Here is a 17,020-nt window from a genome sequence, read left to right as displayed (position 1 = left end):
GCTGCTGCTGCTGCGGCGGATGCTGTGATTGCGGGGGTGACTGTTGAGTAATGAAAACTCGTCGATCCTGCTCGTTCGAGATCTACTTGAGCGCGCAGGATGTCCAATCGTAGCCAGAGAATTGCCGATTGCTTTTGCGTCGGTTGACTTTAACACGTTGGGTTTCTATGTCGCACGCGTTGAGCTTTACGATGATGGGAGTTGCACGAACGGCATTTTTCGAATTTGCTGTGCAGTCGACGTCACGAAAGACAGAGCGCTAACGCGTGCAGCATTTGAGGCAGTTGAAAGATTCTGTCTAGCTGCGCTTTCCCATCACCAATCGTATCTTACCAAAATAGCTGAATCAGACATTCGACTCTTTAGATTTGAGCAGGGGAAATGTGAAGGTTTTGAGTATAGTGAAGAGGTACTAGCAATAGCTGCTCAATCCCGATCAGGCGTAGCATACGCAGCAATTGGGGATGTATTTGCACCATATGGAAGACGCGACGGAAATATTGGTGCCCCAAGCACGACAAACGGGGTTGCTTGCCACGTAGGAATTGCTGCCGCTAAGCGAGCAGCTTTTAGTGAGCTTTATGAGCGTCATAAAATCATGGAAGCTTGGTTTACAGCAGACTCAAGAGCAGTAAGACTTCCGATTAGTGAAATACGGGCCGGTCATAGTACAGCTTTTGATATTATCAGCTCGATGGGATACGAACTACATTTGCTTGCACTTGAAAGCGAAGATCTACCGCCTGTAGTTTTAGGATTTGCTATTCATACGGAAGGTCAATTTCCTGCCGGGGTTTGCGCTGCCGCGTTTAAGCCCGAACTGCAGGACAGCGTTGGGGCGTGTTTGCTAGAGATACTCCAAACACTTGTTGCGTTGGCATTCTCGCATGAGCAATTTGATAAATGGGTTTTCAACGGAAAGCCTCTCAAAACGCTTGAGCATAATATGTTCAACTTTTCGGCTACAGAGACTATAGAAATTGTCCGCGATTGGATTTTTAGATTTCGAGAGGATCTTCCCCATCCTGTTGGAAAAATAGATGTTTTAGATGCTGCTGACCGCTTTGAAACGGCATTTGTTGACATCACTCACCCAAATTGGATAAGTGAGGTACGAGTATTCCGTTCTCTGAGTGACCATCTTTATAAACTCGTCGTTGGTAATTCATCAGGGGAGCAGCGTCTTCTGTCGTCGCCAACTCGAGTAAAAATCGCGCATCCGTTTCCATAGATCAAGTTGTTGAGCTATGTTCGCAACCATTTGCTTATAAATGGTGCGCGGGAATTTCGCGCAAAAGCACGCTGCTGGCTAGTACGGCCCTAAGTCCACCTTGAACCGCACGAGCAGCGACGTGCGGTTCAGTTTGACGGACGATTCTAGCGGGTTGAGGCCAATCTCGCGCTTCAGGCCAATTAAGGGAGTAAACGTCTTCGGAGGCTTTAGCGGGTCGTACAGGTAGATATCTAGGCCGAACGAATAGTAATTTTCATACCGTTTCGACCGGCCTCCCGTGGCGCTTTGATCGAGGAACCGCTGAGCCACGGCGTTTAGCTGCACGCGCCGCTGTCGCGGCAACCATGCCATACCTTCCAACGCAATATAGCCCGATGTCGCCCGCCCCTTCGAATCGCCGGCCTTCACTTTACTCCAGTCTTCCACGCTGAATCCGATCACGGGAAACAGCTTGAAAGCCCCCTTCTCCGCCCAAGGTGCCCCAGTCGCCAGCCGATTTATGACAAACTGGTTATCGATCACGATCTGGGCGGACTCCGTATGCATTTCGGAATCCTTCTTTGTCTTCGCCTGCACGACCGTTTCGAGACCGATACCCGTGCGGTCATACCTTAGCAACGCCCCGCCGGCGCCGATTCCGAGTGACTTGGTATTGCTGCGCGTGCTGGCGGTGAGGTCCTGATTGATGTCCGCTGATGCGAACGGATACCACCCATTGGCCCATCCCCCCCCCCGCAGGATCACGGCAGCCTTCACTTGGCCATGCGTTTCGCCTTTTGAATGCACGAAGCCGACGCTCGCCGCTTCCTCAAGCGTCTTGGCTTTGGGCAGCCCTTTCTCCCGCACAAGCACTTTCCAATACTTGGGCTTGTCAGCTGGCGCGTTCGGCTGGTGCAAGCGATCGAAGCACGCCAAGCGCTGATCCTCGGTTACCGTGAAACAGAAGGAGACATCGTTTTGGTCCAGCAGAGGGCGGTATCCATTCGCGAAACATGCCAGGCGCTTGCCTGAGTCGCGCACCTCGGAACAAAAGGCCGGGTTAAGTTGCGCCTGGCCTTCGGCCTTGAACGGTGTGATGGCGTCGAAACAGGCCAGCTGTTCAGGAGAATTTTCTTGCCTGGCGCACTCCTGATATAGCTCCCATCCCGGCGACTTGCGTAGCAACATTAATTGGTAACAGCCCAGCCGCACACTGGCGTCGCCTGCGGTACTGCAAGCACCTGAGATCTGTAACCCGCCTTCACTCGCGCCGGCTGCTGACGAGTTCCTTATGGCTGAGGTGATACAGATAAAGGTGCAAAGTATGACAGCAAACTGGCGCTGCATCATTTATTCGCTCCGCTAAGCGCAATTTGAGCGTGCTTTGCAACAAGCGTAATATACTCGCCGATCGTCTTACAACCTTTAGTGTCCTGAATCGAGACATGGGTCCACTGCGGGAATACCGAAAAAAATGCTTCGTTAGTCGGCTCAGCCAATTGCCCACGTACTTCTTCGGTAATCCCAAGAAAATCGAGTTGTGTATCGTCATTTAAATTTCGACCATACCGCTCCAACAGGTCCTCTTCCGTATACCTATCTAGAACTTCAATTGCCAAGGCTTTCAGAACATGAAACCCTGCCATAAATGCGCCAGGACGTGGATAAATCGATCGGATGCCATCGATATCATCTTGGGTCAGCGCACGCTGCGCACCGGAATAGGTCGGAAACATTAATGCTCCTACCACCTTGGAATGTGCCAGTCCAAGAGAATGACCGAACTCATGCGCGGCGACCGTCACAAGGTCGAATGCACCGTCTGGTACGGGCAGTGCAACAGTCCAGTTTTCGTTCGCGTCGAAATGGCAATCACCAGCCAACGCTCCGCCGTTTGGCGGCGGATAGAATGCGTGTGCCAGGACCTGACCGATGCCATCGAAAGACGACCCGTCACCGTGGTCCCCCGCGACAAAGCGAATGACGAAGTCCGGTTCTGCCGAAAGCGGCACTTCTGTGAAAGTCAGTGCAGTGACGTTAGCCCACAAATTGAGTGCCGTCGTAATTGCGCTTCTGATAGCGGCAGCGTCGAGGTCTGGCGTAAGCTCGCCGAAGCCATAGGTGAGAGTAAGCTTGTCCCAGCGATTACCCTGAGCCACAAACTCGGCAATGCCCGGGTCAGAGGGAATGTCGGGAAAGCCACAGCGGGGTTCGCGCATTTTCGCGATCGTGGGTTCATCCAGCACGCCAGTGTCTTCCAGTTCGAAGAAATGCTGGTAACTTTTCAGTGCATTGGTCGTGGCATCATCGAAAGCACCGGATTCAGCGCTAGGGGCTCCAGCGACATCGCGTACTGCAGCAAATGCCGGTTGGAATTTTTCAAGATGCAGATAGCCAAAACACTGCAGGTAGGCTTGCAGTTCTTCGACGGGCCTACCATAGTTCCCGGCACAAAGACCCGGCGTGTCAGGAATATGGCAATGTTTATGACCGCTCATCGCTTCTCCTCCAGCTTCAAATAGGCAGTGATTGCCGGTCAACTCCCGGACCGGACGGGAAACAATTCAAGAACTTAATTCAAACGATACACTGAAATATTTGTAGTGAGAAGATTAATTTTTTCTCTTTGCAGGGTGCAACGCCGAGAACATGATCTCGAGAACGGTTGCGCTGTTGTGATACCAGTTTTATCGTCTGTGCCGCTATGGGAGTGTGCCAAACGCTGGCGCAACCTATCACCAATGGCAGATCGTTGCAAAAAACTGACAATTAAACATCTCGGCTTGGCGCTACGATTCAGGTGTACATTTACTTCGAAGCTCATTCCCCTGCAGCGGTATCGTGCGAGGCTTGCTGTATCGAATCTGACGCATACAGAATCGGCGGCGCGGCGGTTCTTGTTCGTGCCCTAGGCCTGTTCTCGTCTTCGCCAGTCCAGTCAAATGCGAAATCCGAATAGCATTCGGTTGTTCGCAAAAGCTTGAGGAGCAACATGCGACAGGGTTACCTGCAATGTTTATTCTCTCTAGTCCTATCTGCGTTAGTCAGCGCGGCACATTCCGAGACTACCGCAAGCGCGCAAGAGAAGGATGGGGCGTCGGCGCCCAACGGGACTTCGGTGGCCAAGGATGCCGTACCCATTATCAGCCTGTCGACATCCAGACTCTCGGTAATGCCAGTCGACGGCAAGGCCGATGCCGCTCTTGTCCTTGTTGTCAAGAATGCTGCCAAGCTGCCGCGTGAACTGCTAATCGCGCCGCCCATCGATTTGCAGGGCCAGTTCGGTGCGTTGACGAGAACAGCGTTCGGCAAGCCACAAGAACTGCAGGCTGGAAGCGACGGGACACGCAGTTGGCTATTGCCCATGACGATTACAGGCATTGGCGCCCCCGAAACGCAAACTCGCTACCTGCAGGTGCAAGTGGACAAGACCAGCTGGACTGGTGGATACGAATTGAACAGCACGGAGGCACCGCAGCGCTGGCAGATTTCGCCCAAGCCGGCGGAAGAACGGGTGGTGGGGAGCGACTGGCGCGTTCCCCTGAACATCGTTGCGCGCGGTGCTCCGACAGATATCAAGTTGCGCTTGGCTCCGGCCGAATTCGTTGAGGCCACCCGTCCGCACATCTTGCGAGATGGCCAACTGGCATTGTGCTCCACCATAGAAGTCTGCGCTGGCGTTGAGACGATAGTGAAACCGCCAGGGCAAACATTGTGGCTGGCGGTAAAGCAGGATGAGCATTCCTTACCGGGCAAATATACCGGCAGCGTCACCCTGGTGAGTAACGACCGACCGGAAGGTGAAACCATCAGGCTCGTGCTCTACGTGACTTCTTGGAAATGGCAGGTCCTAGGCGGGCTATGTATTGCCGCCGGTGTTGGGCTGGCTTTCGTCATAACGAACCTGCTACGCCAGCGTATTTCCCGCCTCGAGATGCTGGGTCCTGTCGTCGACTTGCTAGCCATGATCGATGCGCTACGGCTCCGCCTGAAAAGCGTCAAGATTCCGTACAAGTTTGAGAAGCTGCTCAAAGAGCTAGATCGTGTCGAAGCAGGCCTTGAGGAGCCAGTATTGCGGCGGAAAGGTCTGCCGTCCGTACTTGGCAATTTCTTCGGCAACAGTACCTCTTCTGCCGACACGTTGGCAGTGTACGTGGCTGCCCAACGGGCAATACTCGAACGCCTATTGATCATTGTCGACGAAGGTCTGGAGCCCATTGAGGAAATGCGCGTAGCCTACCTCACCGGCATTGAATCGCCGCCGCCGGCCGCCGTTCAGGCAGTGCTTGACGCCTGGAAGAATGCCGACACGTTTTCTGCACTAGAGATACTGGCAGCGGATGATCTGCGCATCGCATTGGCAGACATTGTCGCGAAGCTAGATATCGCCCTAAAACAGGCTTTAGAGATTCCGATCTCTGAGTCGTTGTTCGCATTTGCGCACAGGACTGTACGTCACCTACCCCGGACGCGGGCGCACTTGAACTACTTAGTTTTTTCGACCAATTTGGCCGGTTGGGTTTTCCTCCTTCTGCTCACAACACTTGCAGGGGTTTACGTGCTGATCATTGACGAACCAGCCTTCGGCACACCGAAAGACCTGCTTGAATGCCTGTTCTGGGGCTTGGGCCTTCCTGCCGGCATGCAGGCAGCCAGTACCGCTACCTTAAGCATTGCCAACGTCTATCGCCCTACAACCACTTGAACCTCAAGGTGCTTTCTCTTAGCTAAGTACGAGCCATAATGATCCAAAGTAGCGCTGCAACCGGCTAGTTCGATCATAGCTCCGCAGCAGCAGCGGCCGAATCTCGGTTGCTGTAAAGCAGCTAAGTAATAAAGCAGGTAAGCAATACAAATCGATGCACGTCGGTGGATGGACTGCGGACGCGAGGCTGTTTCTGGTGATGTATCCCTAACCACGGGGAATTAATCGCACACGAGTTCTACATAGATAATCGAGTGCCGTTAATTCCAACTGGCACCGTGTTTCTGCGCTTCAAGCCAAGCACCTTGTTCAACCATCCCAAGGCACCTCTAAACAGAGTTAAGTTGTAGGTAGATGTCACGACCTATTAATTGCAAACAAGCGGCGTGGCATACAGCCAGAATGCACACAGGAGCTTAGTGTCAATGTTGACCAACGAGCCTAACTGGACTTATCGCGATCTTCTGAGCTGTACCCTCGCTGAATTGATACTCATCTGGGCCGCGCAAGAGAAACTCATCAACATGAAGATGCAATAGCTATGGCATGGGGTGCGATTGGCTTATGGCTGCGTCTTACGGACGAGACACGAAACGAAGAAGATCTCAATTTGCTGAAAGCTCGGATACGCACCATTGCCACTTCCACTTAGTCAGTCGCAGCACGATATTAACGCTCATCGCGCAAACTTGCTTTGTCTATCACCTAACTGATGATACGACTATCGCGCTGGAGCTGAGCACTTATACATGGATAAGTCATTGAAGAGGAAGCAAAGCTTTTACCCGACTCACAGCGCTGATGGACATCGATCTCACGGCGTGGAACCCGATCAACGAAGAAACAATAGCCCACTCAAAGGGCCATTGTCCTGATCCTAATCAACACCTGTTTTCAGGTATTTGTTATGCTGGAGGCGAGGACGGGAGTCGAACCCGTCTAGGCGGCTTTGCAGGGCGTATTTAACTCAGAAATATCAATGACTTAGTTTAAAACCACAACTTTTCACCTCTTGAGCTTGCTCATCCGTATCACTCACATACTTGATCGATTATAGCTAAGTCGAACAGAGCAAGTGAACGTGCTAACGCCGAATCTCAATCAACCTAACTCACTGCATACGGTAGAGCAGCTCTGCCGTATCCGCGATACAGTAGATTATTGTTCGCCAGAAGAGACCTTACAGTGTCAGGGCTTATCCCAAAATGCTCGACTGCGTCCTCGATAGCGTCATCAGAAAAATCGTCCTCAAGAAACTCCTGTAAATTATTTATGGGGCAAAGGAATTCAGCAGCGAAAGCTCTTTGATATTTTTGACGAGAGGTACTCAGGTCCGTTGAAGCAAGCCATTGTGGACCACGCTCCGAACATTTCAGATAGTCGCCAACGAAACGAGCGAGTTCGAAGCGGCGGCCATTGGGGTGTCGCCTACGTGGAATAATCGCTATTCTTGTTTCGTCCACAGGTTTTCCAACTGCCGCTACGCTTCCGTCCCGCGGGATAAAATCCTCGACATCCTTGAGACGGATCCCTAGGAGGTCGCACAAAGTTTCCGTCTCGACCTTATCAGAATTCATCCCGAGCTCTGAGCGTAGCGATCGTGCATCAGCAACCGCTCGCTCCCAAGGTGCAGCTGATAACGAATTTTCGCAAGCTATGGTTGGAAAAACCGGCCGTCCTATTAGACCAGGACTATCGATTAAGGCGCTGAGTTTACCTATCGAGTCAACTCCTGTCTCTTTACCAAAAACAGGCGCAAGTTCAGACAAGGTCGAATCGCCTAAACGTCTTTTGAGATTTAGCGCAGCATTGAGTGCGTTCTCTGGACACTCATCTGGATCATAGCCCAACTCTGCCTCGCACCGACGTGCCATGGACGTTTCTACGTCGCTTCGTTCATCGAGTACTTCTAACCATAACGATTTGAGGCTATTCTGACACGAGCCTTTTGCATCGAGACGAGCAATGACGGAGTTGATGAAATTTTCAACTCTGCTTTCGAACTCGCTCATGGATACAGATGCCGGCGTTATTAGTCCGTTTAAGTATCGAACCGACTGCTGCTCATTTTGACGGGAAGGCGCAGCCCAAACTTGCATTGCCTCTCGATCGGTAGCAAAAAGGACCTGCGGCCAAACGTACCCCGCTCCTGCGGCACCAATCTCATGCGACATACGGAATCCGGATGAGGGGCGAATATTTTTAGGAGGCAACGGCTCCGATAATAAGCGCCACCATGATGCAGCAAACCATTGCGCTAATGGTAATGCCGACACCAACACCAAGTCGGATACAGTTTGCGAAAAAATGTCTTCGTTCTGCGTGAGTGTATGTTTTCCCACCGCCAACTCAAGCCGGCACATTGTGTGGGTTTCTTCTGGTTCCGCCGTATGAGCAAAAGTCCATTGATGCGACATTTGGAAATGATTCATTCCGTTCCCTTCCAGCGATTGAGTACTTGCTCGGCAAATGGATCAGAATCTGGCATAGGATAGCCATGATATGTGCCCAGAACTGGATTCTCTAGCTGAGCCTCCATTGGCACACCATCTTCAGTTACCGACCAAATATTTTTTGGGAAACCGTCAACCCTACGGTCACTGATCAGACACTTTGCAGCACCCTCCTTGAGGTATCTCAGCGCCACATCACGGGAAAATATGGATACCACGTCGCACAACGATTTGCCTGGGCGCGGGCCACTTGGAGGAGTAAGACCAAAGTCGCCAGGGTTCTTCTTGTGCTCAGAATTGCCCCCATACCCAAGACGATCTAGGAGGCTCAACGCATACTGCATGCTATCGGGATCGCACGAAGCAAGTGCTCTCTTAGGATTAAATTGTGCATTCCGTCTCTTCATAGCTGAGCAAGTAAATTTCGAGCATCTTATCAGACCTGCATCCCATTCTCACTGCTTTCTCACTTACTTTGATACGTTTAGAGACTTCAAAACATAGATGCCCTAACGACCAGAGTTGTCAAACCCACATCAAACCCATCGCGTCTGGGTTAGGTTGCCCGTCGTACTGGCCCTCTTTACAGCTGTAATGCATGCTGATGAGCGCCACTCCGAAGGCTGAGTACCGGCGATCCTTGACGAGGTAGTCGCTGGCTTCATGCAATGCGCTATCGGGGCGATTGTCCGCCTATAGCTACATACGCATCCTGCGCCTTAGCGAAATTCTCGCAACGGTGGCCGTGACCTCTGTAAGGCAAGAATATGCTCGTCACTGTCTACTGAACAGAAAAGTCTTTTGGTGACCCAAAATATCAAGACGAGCGTTGCAATTTATTAAATTTCTTATAGAAGTGGGTTAGCCCTCCGCAGCCCCGTCAGGTCTTAGCTGCACATCGTCTAGCAAGCGATACCACGCTGACGCAGGCACTGGCATGCGAAAGTGGCGGCACGCCATAAAATCAAGACCCCATAGTCCATGGGCGACACTAGGTGAGGACTTGATCCAGTCGTATTCGTCCCGCTCCAGGAATTCTGCGATTCTTTTCCTCATGTCGCTGGCCAACGGCAACAGTGCGTACGGTGCTTCGGCTTCGCCTTCGTCGAGACAGGATTTAAAGTACCAATAGGAATGCCAGCCTTCGGTAGGATGCCACAGTTGTGCACAAACGTTGCTGTAGCGGTCAGCCACACCACGCGCTAGTGCCAGATAGAGTTCGTCCAGGCCCAACATTGCACAACAGGCGGAAACAGTGGCCAATGTCCAGGAAGTGCGCATGAGCTTGTCGGTCAGGCTCGCGTCGCCACGATCCACCTCGATCTCTACGAGGTCTTCCAGCGAATCGGTCGACACGGGGAAATTTGACCGAGTGGCAAAACAGTAGTCGAGACGCCATGCGATTTGAGAAAGCCACGCCCGTGCAACCTCTTGTCGTCCTGCGAAGAACAGAAAAATCAGTGCAAGAGTGATATCAATGATGTGGTTGTCCAAGCGGGGAGACGCGCTTGCCCCATGATTGTTAATCAAGGCACATAGGCTGTCAGCCACGGCTGTGACGTTGGCCGAAATCCTCGTCAGCTCCTCTTCGCTCTCACCATGGGTGAGACAGCAATGCAGACCAATGACGCCGATTAGTCCGATGTGCTCGAACAGGACAATCGAGAATGCAGCCCCCTCGCTCGCGTATCCAGCCATACCGTCGCGAACATGGAAATGGGGATTAACCACTTCGAAATATCTTGCTGCAGCATCGGTATACGACTGCCATATTGCGGCGATGGACGCATGAAGTTTTGGCTGATCCTCAGGCTTCATGAGCTGCACTCTATGCCATGCCCATAGAATCGTCCGTTCGCTGATCCATAGCGCTTGACGCGAGTCGCCTTCCGCTTGGGCCCAGTGGGCGCTGATGCTCGCCGCGAGATGGATACGCCTCAGCGCCTTCTGCAAACGATTCGGCGCGACATCCGGGTCTTCTACCTCGCCCTCTGCAGACAAGCCAAGCTGTCGAAGTAGCAATCGATTGAAGTCACGGAAGTCGTAATCCGGATCTGCAGCGAGAGCCAGACATTTACGAAGATCCGTTCGATCCTCAGGAGCAAACAAGTGCTCGTCGAGCAAATACCGCTCAACTAGATCAGAGACCTTGTCCGCGCCCCAGAAATCGAAGCCCGCCTTGGCGCCATTACTTTCCTTGAATGCTGTCCAGTTTGTCTCGGCGTCCTGCTTGAGGTCACCCGTTGTGGCAAGGATGATCGTCTTCCGCAACGCGTCATGCTCGGGCGCGACAAGCTTGGTTAAGTAAACATCCAGAACCTCATTCAGGCTAGGCCGCACGGAAGTCGGCTCGCCGTTATCCCAGTCTCGACGTCCCAGGTCTCCCTGCTTAATGACTAGCAGGAGCAGTTCGGCCACACCGTCGATAGGTGACTTCCCGACGACAGCCAAATCGACGCCGTACTGACGAACACCGGTCTGGGGTTTTGATAGTGGCACGTAACCCATCGCCAGTAGCAGATCTGGTAAAAGCCGATCAAACTCGTCCCGTTCGCGCAATGTCCGGAGAAACTGTGAAATGATTAATCGCATGGTTTGTCTTGCTTGGCGATTCGGAAGCCACGTAGGCGAATCTGATTGCCGATCGGGTCGAACGACTCCCGGCGCGGCAGTTCCATCGAATGAGAGATCGAGGAAAGCTTCGTCGATGTACCGTAATTCGAATCCCGATAACTGAAGGTCCCGTTCCCTGCCTTGATCGGAATCTCCTTCATAAACTGACGGAATACCGATTTCCTATTCGCCTCTTCGAGCGAGGCGCTCATCTGCTTTGCTCGTGCACGCGCAAAAAGCCTGCGAAGCTTGGCCGGTGGCCTGAATTCATTTAGGAAAGGAAGAGCGTTCTGAGCCTGAACGACGTGATCGATCACGTCGGCCAGATGGAGCAAGAACTCCTTGTCCCTGTCAGCGATTCTCGCTGCAACGTTCTCACGTAGGGTCTTCGCTGTACTTAGGGGATAGTCGTAGCCAATTTCGTCGACCAGCAATGTACGCACTACAGGGTAGATGCGGGCTTCAGCATCCTTTGAGCTGAGTAATGAGAGCGAGAGCGAAGTCACCTGGGCCCGATCGTGTACGAAGCCAAGCAGACGTCGCGCAAGAAACAGGAGATCGCCGGAAGTGAGTTGATCGATTCGGTCCTTATCGAGCTCTAGGACGACATCCAGTCCATGATCGATTCCTGAAAGAATTCCAGCGAGAGCGCCCGGATGTTCAGACCTCTCACTGAGCAGCCAGTCAGTCAGCAGCCGTGCGCGGTAATCGCTCCGTCTGAACAAATTACGGATCGTATCGTCGAACAACTCAGCCGTGTTCGACGCGATTGCAGCTTTATCGCCATACTGTGTGACCCATTGGGTAAGTACTGAGAGAACGAGCTCAAGATTGGCCGGATCAGTCAGCGTTCTCGACAGGGCGTAGTCGAAATCTCTGATCGCGGCCGGGTATTCGGGGCTCAAGTCCACAAGTAGCCTAAACCAGCGTTCCGTGACACCGCGCTCGCGAAGCGCTTCGGCTTTAAAGAAAAGGCTGGATGCAGCCGCAGACAGGACGACCTGATCGCGATTTTCTGCGCGATCCTGCAACAGCGAATCAAAGGCTGACACCTTGTGCATGGCCCCCACGGCGACTCTCAATACTTCCGCGCGGAGATCTCCGGTTTCAGTTCCGGCCAGCTCGATTATTACATCAGTAAGTTGGCTGACTGCGGTGGAAGGCGCCCCCTCATGAACGATCAAGCGCCCGAGGGTCCATGCGCCTACGCGGGCACGCAGCTCAACCCCAGATCGAACATCATCCTGCGCCATCTTTGATGCCAAGGCAAAGTCGTTATTCGCCAACGCGGCGATCGCGTTCCCAAGCAGAGACGCCGTGACTTCTGTCAAGCAAGTTAGCCCCCTGGAATGAAGTTCGATTGCTGTGCCGGGCCTGGTACTGAGCCAGGCTTCCAGAACGCCATGGAAAGCGCCTGACATCATATCATTCTTGGTCTGCTCGTACTTGGCCACGCAGATGTCGACAATCGAGTCGACATCGAGTGTCGTCAGGTATGGCAATGCCGCTTCCAGAAGATGGAGAACGTCGAAGGCGCGCGCTCCCATTCGAATCCGGTCTGCACCTGCCGCGAGGATATCCACACGGTCCGAGGCTAGAGCAAGCAGGCGTCCGGAGGCCTGATCGTCGTGTCCGATTTCGTAGCGCCACAAGTCATAGGCCGAATCGAAAAGCGCATTCAGGTCGATCACTGGTGCGGTGCCAATCCCTTCGAACGCAGCTTCAGCAATGATCCTGTTGCGTTCCACCAGCGAAGCAAATACGAGAGTTCTACCTTCGAGTCGGCATACGTGAGAAAGGTGCTGTAGGTCGAGAAAGCAGTCGTCCGGCACTTCAATACTGAGAGCAAGCTCCTCGCTACGGTGGAGCTCCAACGCTAACTCTGCGATTCGAGGAGCAAAATTTGGCTTTGAGTCGGCTTGGGTTTCGATGATGTTCTCTTCTGATTGACACGTACGTCAGGCCGGAGTGTTGACTATAAGTACAACGGCCATGCTTATCAAATGCATATCGACTACGTGCTCGCCGCTATTTATTATAAACAGCCTCGATTCTACAGAAACTCTACTGCCTGATAAAATGAGGCTCTGAAGACAAACCTCAAGTTCTGACATCATTCGCGTCGCCGCGCATGCTCAGCGAAGCGAGCAGCGAATACGAGTAGTGGTCAGCAATCACGTCGCCGCGGCTATATCAACCGGACGCCTGGGACTTGTCACTGTAGAGACATGTCTTCACACCGGAATTCTGCAATGCGGAAGCAAGGCATACAGAGCAGTATGCCATCGCAAATACGGATTTGGCTGCAGAGTGTCGTCCACCCCGCTGGTCGATTGCTACTTCCGCATCGTTGTAGAGCGGCAGTGTGCGGATTAAGAAGATCTTTAGTGCAAGCGCAGAGTGCGCCAGGGCGGCCAATAACTGTCGCTCACCTAGAGATTCGCGCGGAATAAAGGAAATGGCCTCCAGTAAGGAGGCCATTCATTTGATCTAGATCAACACCTATCTCGAGGTGTAGGATATTCTGGAGGCGAGGACGGGAGTCGAACCCGTCTAGACGGCTTTGCAGGCCGCTGCATAACCGCTTTGCTACCTCGCCAGATTTCATCTTAGCTGAGCTGACCCGGCCGGTTATGTGCCGTATCAACCGAGAAGGAATGTCTTCTCTGAATTTGGAGCGGGAGAAGAGTCTCGAACTCTCGACCTCAACCTTGGCAAGGTTGCGCTCTACCAACTGAGCTACTCCCGCTTAGGAGTGTTACTGTCGTAAAACCTTTGGAGCGGGAGAAGAGTCTCGAACTCTCGACCTCAACCTTGGCAAGGTTGCGCTCTACCAACTGAGCTACTCCCGCATTGGAGTCTTACTGTCTACTGCACCTGTCGCACCAGCTCGCCTAAGCAAACTGGAGCGGGAGAAGAGTCTCGAACTCTCGACCTCAACCTTGGCAAGGTTGCGCTCTACCAACTGAGCTACTCCCGCATTCAGGACAACCATTATTGCAGAACTTTGACATTTTTTCAAGATTGCCAATCGTGCAGAGCACTGATCATCTTGAAACTTGGAGCGGGAGAAGAGTCTCGAACTCTCGACCTCAACCTTGGCAAGGTTGCGCTCTACCAACTGAGCTACTCCCGCTTCGTCTTTCATTCTGCAACGATGTCGTCGCAACAGGCAGGCATTATAGAGATTCTATTCCATACGTCAAGGATGACACCGAACATTTCTTACAAGTTTCCTGCCTTTTCCTTAATAAGCGGCCACGCCCGGCGCAGGTAGTAGAACATCGACCAAACCGTCAGCACGCCGGCGACCCACAGGAAGTACTCGCCCCAGTAGTGGGTGTCGATGCCGAGGATCACGTCGTGGAACAGCAGCATCGGGATCGCCGTCATCTGGGCCGCGGTCTTGATCTTGCCGAGCGAGCTCACGGCCACCGACTTGGTCGCGCCGATCTGGGCCATCCACTCGCGCAGCGCCGAGATGGTGATTTCGCGGCCGATGATGATGAAGGCGATGATCGCATTCACGCGGTCCAGCTGCACCAGCACCAGCAGCGCGCCGGCCACCATCAGCTTGTCGGCCACCGGGTCGAGGAAGGCGCCGAAGGCCGAGGTCTGGTTCCAGCGCCGCGCCAGGAAGCCGTCGAACCAGTCGGTGACGGCGGCCACGATGAACACCAGCGTCGCCGCCAGGTTGCGGTCGGCCAGTGGCAGCCAGTGGGTCGGGAGATAGAAGACGCCTACAACCAGCGGAATCAGTGCGACACGTAACCAGGTCAGGAGAATCGGAATGTTGAAAGGCATAGAAAAAGCACTGATTACGGGAATGAAAAGTGTGGGCGACAGTCTACATGGGTATTGCAAATTGGACTAGGTAGCTCGTCTGTATGTGGTGCAATGGGGCGTTGGTGGCGGCGGAACGCACTTGGGGGGAATAGTGCCAGCGGCACTATTCCCGCCTGCGCCGGGAGGACGGTTCTTAGAGCTGCGGAAGAACACCGCTTACGGCCTGCCACCTTTGCACGTCATCCCGGCGAAGGCCGGGATCCAAGTTCGCGTGCGCCCCAAAAACAAAACCGGGGCACAAGCCCCGGTCCACTAAATCAATGCAGCTGCCGATAAATCTCCTCCGCCAACGTACTCGAGATGCCCTCCACCGACATCAAATCCTCCACGCTGGCGTCGATCACCCCGCGCAGCCCGCCGAAGCGCGCCAGCAGGCGCTGGCGGCGCTTGGCGCCGATGCCTTCGATCTCTTCCAGCCTGGACGCCTGGCGCGCCTTGGCGCGCTTGGCGCGCATGCCCGTGATGGCGAAGCGGTGCGCCTCGTCGCGGATCATGGCAACCAGCATCAGCGCGGCCGATTCCTTGCCCAGTTCCTGCGGCGCACGGCCGTCGGCGAAGATCAGGGTCTCCAGGCCCACGCGGCGGCCCTCCCCCTTGGCCACGCCGACGATCATCGAGATCGGCAGGCCTAGCTCCTCGAACACCTGGCGCGCCATCTCGACCTGGCCCTTGCCGCCGTCGACCAGCACGATGTCCGGCATGACGCCTTCGCCATTCGCCACCTTCTCGTAGCGGCGCTGCAGCACCTGGCGCATGGCGGCGTAGTCGTCGCCCGGCGTGATGCCGTTGATGTTGAAGCGGCGGTATTCGCCGTTCTGCATCTGGTGGTGGTGGAACACGACGCAGGACGCCTGGGTCGCCTCGCCCGCCGTGTGGCTGATGTCGAAGCATTCGATGCGCAGTTCGTCCAGGGTCTCGGCGTCGAGCTGCAGCACATCGGCCAGCGCGCGCGTGCGCGCCTGTTGCGAGCCCTGCTCCGACAGCAGGCGCGCCAGCGCGATCTCGGCGCCCTTGCAGGCCATCTCCAGCCACTGGCGGCGCTGGCCCTGCGGCTGGAAGATCAGGTTGATGCGGTGGCCGCACTGCTCGCTCAGGGCGACGATGAGCTCCGGCTGGTCGAACTCGATGTTCAGGATCAGCGTGCCCGGGATGAACTGGCCCGCGTAGTGCTGGGCCAGGAAGGCGCACAGCACCTCGACCTCGAGCGGGCACTCTCCCAGCGACTCGCCGACGTGGGTCGGGAAGTAGGCGCGGTCGCCCAGGTGGCGGCCGCCGCGCACCATGGCCAGGTTGACGCAGGCGCGGCCGCCCTGCACCACCACGGCGATCACGTCGACGTCGGCGTCGCCCACGGTCTCCATGCTCTGCGCGTGCAGCACCTTGGACAAGGCCTGGATCTGGTTGCGGATGCTGGCGGCCTGCTCGAACTTGAGCTCCATGGCGTAGGCCTGCATCTTCTGCTCGAGATCCTCCAGCACTTCGGTCTGGCGACCGCGCAGGAAGCGCGCCGCATTGTCGACGTCGCGCGCGTAGTCTTCCGGCGCGATCAGGTCGACACAGGGCGCGCTGCAGCGGCCGATCTGGTGCAGCAGGCAGGGGCGCGTGCGGTTGCTGTACACGCTGTCCTCGCAGGTGCGCAGCAGGAACACGCGCTGCAGCAGCTGGATCGATTCCTTGGCCGCCCAGGCGGACGGGAAAGGACCGAAGTACTGGTTCTTCTTGTCGAGCGCGCCGCGGTAGTAGCCCAGGCGCGGCGCCTCGCCGCCCGAGATCTTGATGTAGGGGTAGCTTTTATCGTCGCGGAACAGGATGTTGTAGCGCGGCTTGAGCGACTTGATCAGGTTGTTTTCCAGGATCAGCGCTTCGGCCTCGCTGCTCGTCACCGTAGTCTCCAGGTGCGCGATCTGCGAGACCATCATCGCGATGCGCGGGCTCGAGAGGTTCTTCTGGAAGTAGCTCGACACCCGGTTCTTGAGGTTGCGCGCCTTGCCCACGTAGAGCACGTTCTGGTTGGCGTCGAAATAGCGGTAGACGCCCGGCAGTGCGGGCAGCTTGGCGACCGTCGCCAGTACCTGTTCGCGCGCCGCTTCGCTCGGCTGCACCGGCTGCGCTGCGTCGCCTTTCAATGTCGCTTTCAATTCTTCTTTCATGGCCTGCCAACTGTCCGGCCGCAAGCGCGGCGCGACGACT

9 protein-coding genes and 5 tRNA genes are annotated in these 17,020 nt (G+C 54.7%); 2 read left to right on the top strand and 12 right to left on the bottom strand.

Annotated elements, in window-relative coordinates; translation table 11 throughout:
• Positions 1 to 43: 43 nt before the first annotated feature.
• Positions 44 to 1,231: a YcaO-like family protein gene (locus LK542_RS22125; RefSeq protein ID WP_227813602.1), complete on the top strand. Its 1,188-nt coding sequence runs from the start codon at positions 44 to 46 to the stop codon at positions 1,229 to 1,231.
• Positions 1,232 to 1,309: 78 nt separating this feature from the next.
• Here LK542_RS22125 and LK542_RS22120 read toward each other — a convergent pair whose 3' ends face one another.
• Both LK542_RS22120 and LK542_RS22115 read right to left on the bottom strand, forming a co-directional pair.
• Positions 1,310 to 2,563 carry a hypothetical protein gene (locus tag LK542_RS22120; protein WP_227813601.1) on the bottom strand — a complete coding sequence of 418 codons (1,254 nt, stop codon included), beginning with the start codon at positions 2,561 to 2,563 and terminating at the stop codon, positions 1,310 to 1,312.
• Positions 2,560 to 3,711 (bottom strand): matrixin family metalloprotease, encoded by a 1,152-nt coding sequence (locus tag LK542_RS22115; protein ID WP_227813600.1) that lies wholly within the window; start codon positions 3,709 to 3,711, stop codon positions 2,560 to 2,562. Before LK542_RS22115 ends, LK542_RS22120 begins: the two co-directional genes overlap by 4 nt.
• A 620-nt stretch (positions 3,712 to 4,331) precedes the next feature.
• Between LK542_RS22115 and LK542_RS22110 the strand changes: the two genes are divergently transcribed.
• On the top strand, positions 4,332 to 5,918 hold the full coding sequence (locus LK542_RS22110; RefSeq protein WP_227813599.1) for a hypothetical protein: 1,587 nt from the start codon (positions 4,332 to 4,334) through the stop codon (positions 5,916 to 5,918).
• Positions 5,919 to 7,024: 1,106 nt separating this feature from the next.
• On the opposite strand, the gene LK542_RS22105 is transcribed toward LK542_RS22110, so the two are convergent.
• From LK542_RS22105 to uvrC, 10 genes are all read right to left on the bottom strand, one after another.
• On the bottom strand, positions 7,025 to 8,350 hold the full coding sequence (locus LK542_RS22105; protein ID WP_227813598.1) for a hypothetical protein: 1,326 nt from the start codon (positions 8,348 to 8,350) through the stop codon (positions 7,025 to 7,027).
• Positions 8,351 to 9,232: 882 nt separating this feature from the next.
• Positions 9,233 to 10,963 carry a hypothetical protein gene (locus tag LK542_RS22100; RefSeq protein ID WP_227813597.1) on the bottom strand — a complete coding sequence of 577 codons (1,731 nt, stop codon included), beginning with the start codon at positions 10,961 to 10,963 and terminating at the stop codon, positions 9,233 to 9,235.
• Positions 10,954 to 12,858, bottom strand: coding sequence for a hypothetical protein (locus LK542_RS22095; protein ID WP_227813596.1), 1,905 nt, complete (start codon positions 12,856 to 12,858; stop codon positions 10,954 to 10,956). Before LK542_RS22095 ends, LK542_RS22100 begins: the two co-directional genes overlap by 10 nt.
• 651 nt (positions 12,859 to 13,509) lie before the next feature.
• Positions 13,510 to 13,583 (bottom strand) — tRNA-Cys (locus LK542_RS22090).
• A 74-nt stretch (positions 13,584 to 13,657) separates the two neighbouring features.
• Positions 13,658 to 13,733, bottom strand: a tRNA-Gly gene (locus LK542_RS22085).
• Positions 13,734 to 13,760: 27 nt separating this feature from the next.
• Positions 13,761 to 13,836 (bottom strand) — tRNA-Gly (locus LK542_RS22080).
• A 52-nt stretch (positions 13,837 to 13,888) separates the two neighbouring features.
• Positions 13,889 to 13,964, bottom strand: a tRNA-Gly gene (locus tag LK542_RS22075).
• A gap of 80 nt (positions 13,965 to 14,044) precedes the next feature.
• Positions 14,045 to 14,120, bottom strand: a tRNA-Gly gene (locus tag LK542_RS22070).
• Positions 14,121 to 14,209: 89 nt separating this feature from the next.
• Positions 14,210 to 14,788: a CDP-diacylglycerol--glycerol-3-phosphate 3-phosphatidyltransferase gene (gene pgsA / locus LK542_RS22065; RefSeq protein WP_227813595.1), complete on the bottom strand. Its 579-nt coding sequence runs from the start codon at positions 14,786 to 14,788 to the stop codon at positions 14,210 to 14,212.
• Positions 14,789 to 15,087: 299 nt separating this feature from the next.
• On the bottom strand, positions 15,088 to 16,980 hold the full coding sequence (gene uvrC / locus LK542_RS22060; protein ID WP_374040226.1) for an excinuclease ABC subunit UvrC: 1,893 nt from the start codon (positions 16,978 to 16,980) through the stop codon (positions 15,088 to 15,090).
• Positions 16,981 to 17,020 lie beyond the last annotated feature (40 nt).

This window comes from Massilia sp. IC2-477 (genome assembly GCF_020707265.1).
GTDB lineage: Bacteria > Pseudomonadota > Gammaproteobacteria > Burkholderiales > Burkholderiaceae_D > Telluria.
Note: the sequence above shows the minus strand (reverse complement) of the source record. Positions and strands in the feature narration are given on the sequence as shown.

Coding starts and splice junctions, on each gene's coding strand:
- LK542_RS22120 (WP_227813601.1), bottom strand. CDS start 2,563: ATGATGCAGCGCCAGTTTGCTGTCATACTTTGCACCTTTATCTGTATC.
- LK542_RS22115 (WP_227813600.1), bottom strand. CDS start 3,711: ATGAGCGGTCATAAACATTGCCATATTCCTGACACGCCGGGTCTTTGT.
- LK542_RS22105 (WP_227813598.1), bottom strand. CDS start 8,350: ATGAATCATTTCCAAATGTCGCATCAATGGACTTTTGCTCATACGGCG.
- LK542_RS22100 (WP_227813597.1), bottom strand. CDS start 10,963: ATGCGATTAATCATTTCACAGTTTCTCCGGACATTGCGCGAACGGGAC.
- pgsA (WP_227813595.1), bottom strand. CDS start 14,788: ATGCCTTTCAACATTCCGATTCTCCTGACCTGGTTACGTGTCGCACTG.
- uvrC (WP_374040226.1), bottom strand. CDS start 16,980: ATGAAAGAAGAATTGAAAGCGACATTGAAAGGCGACGCAGCGCAGCCG.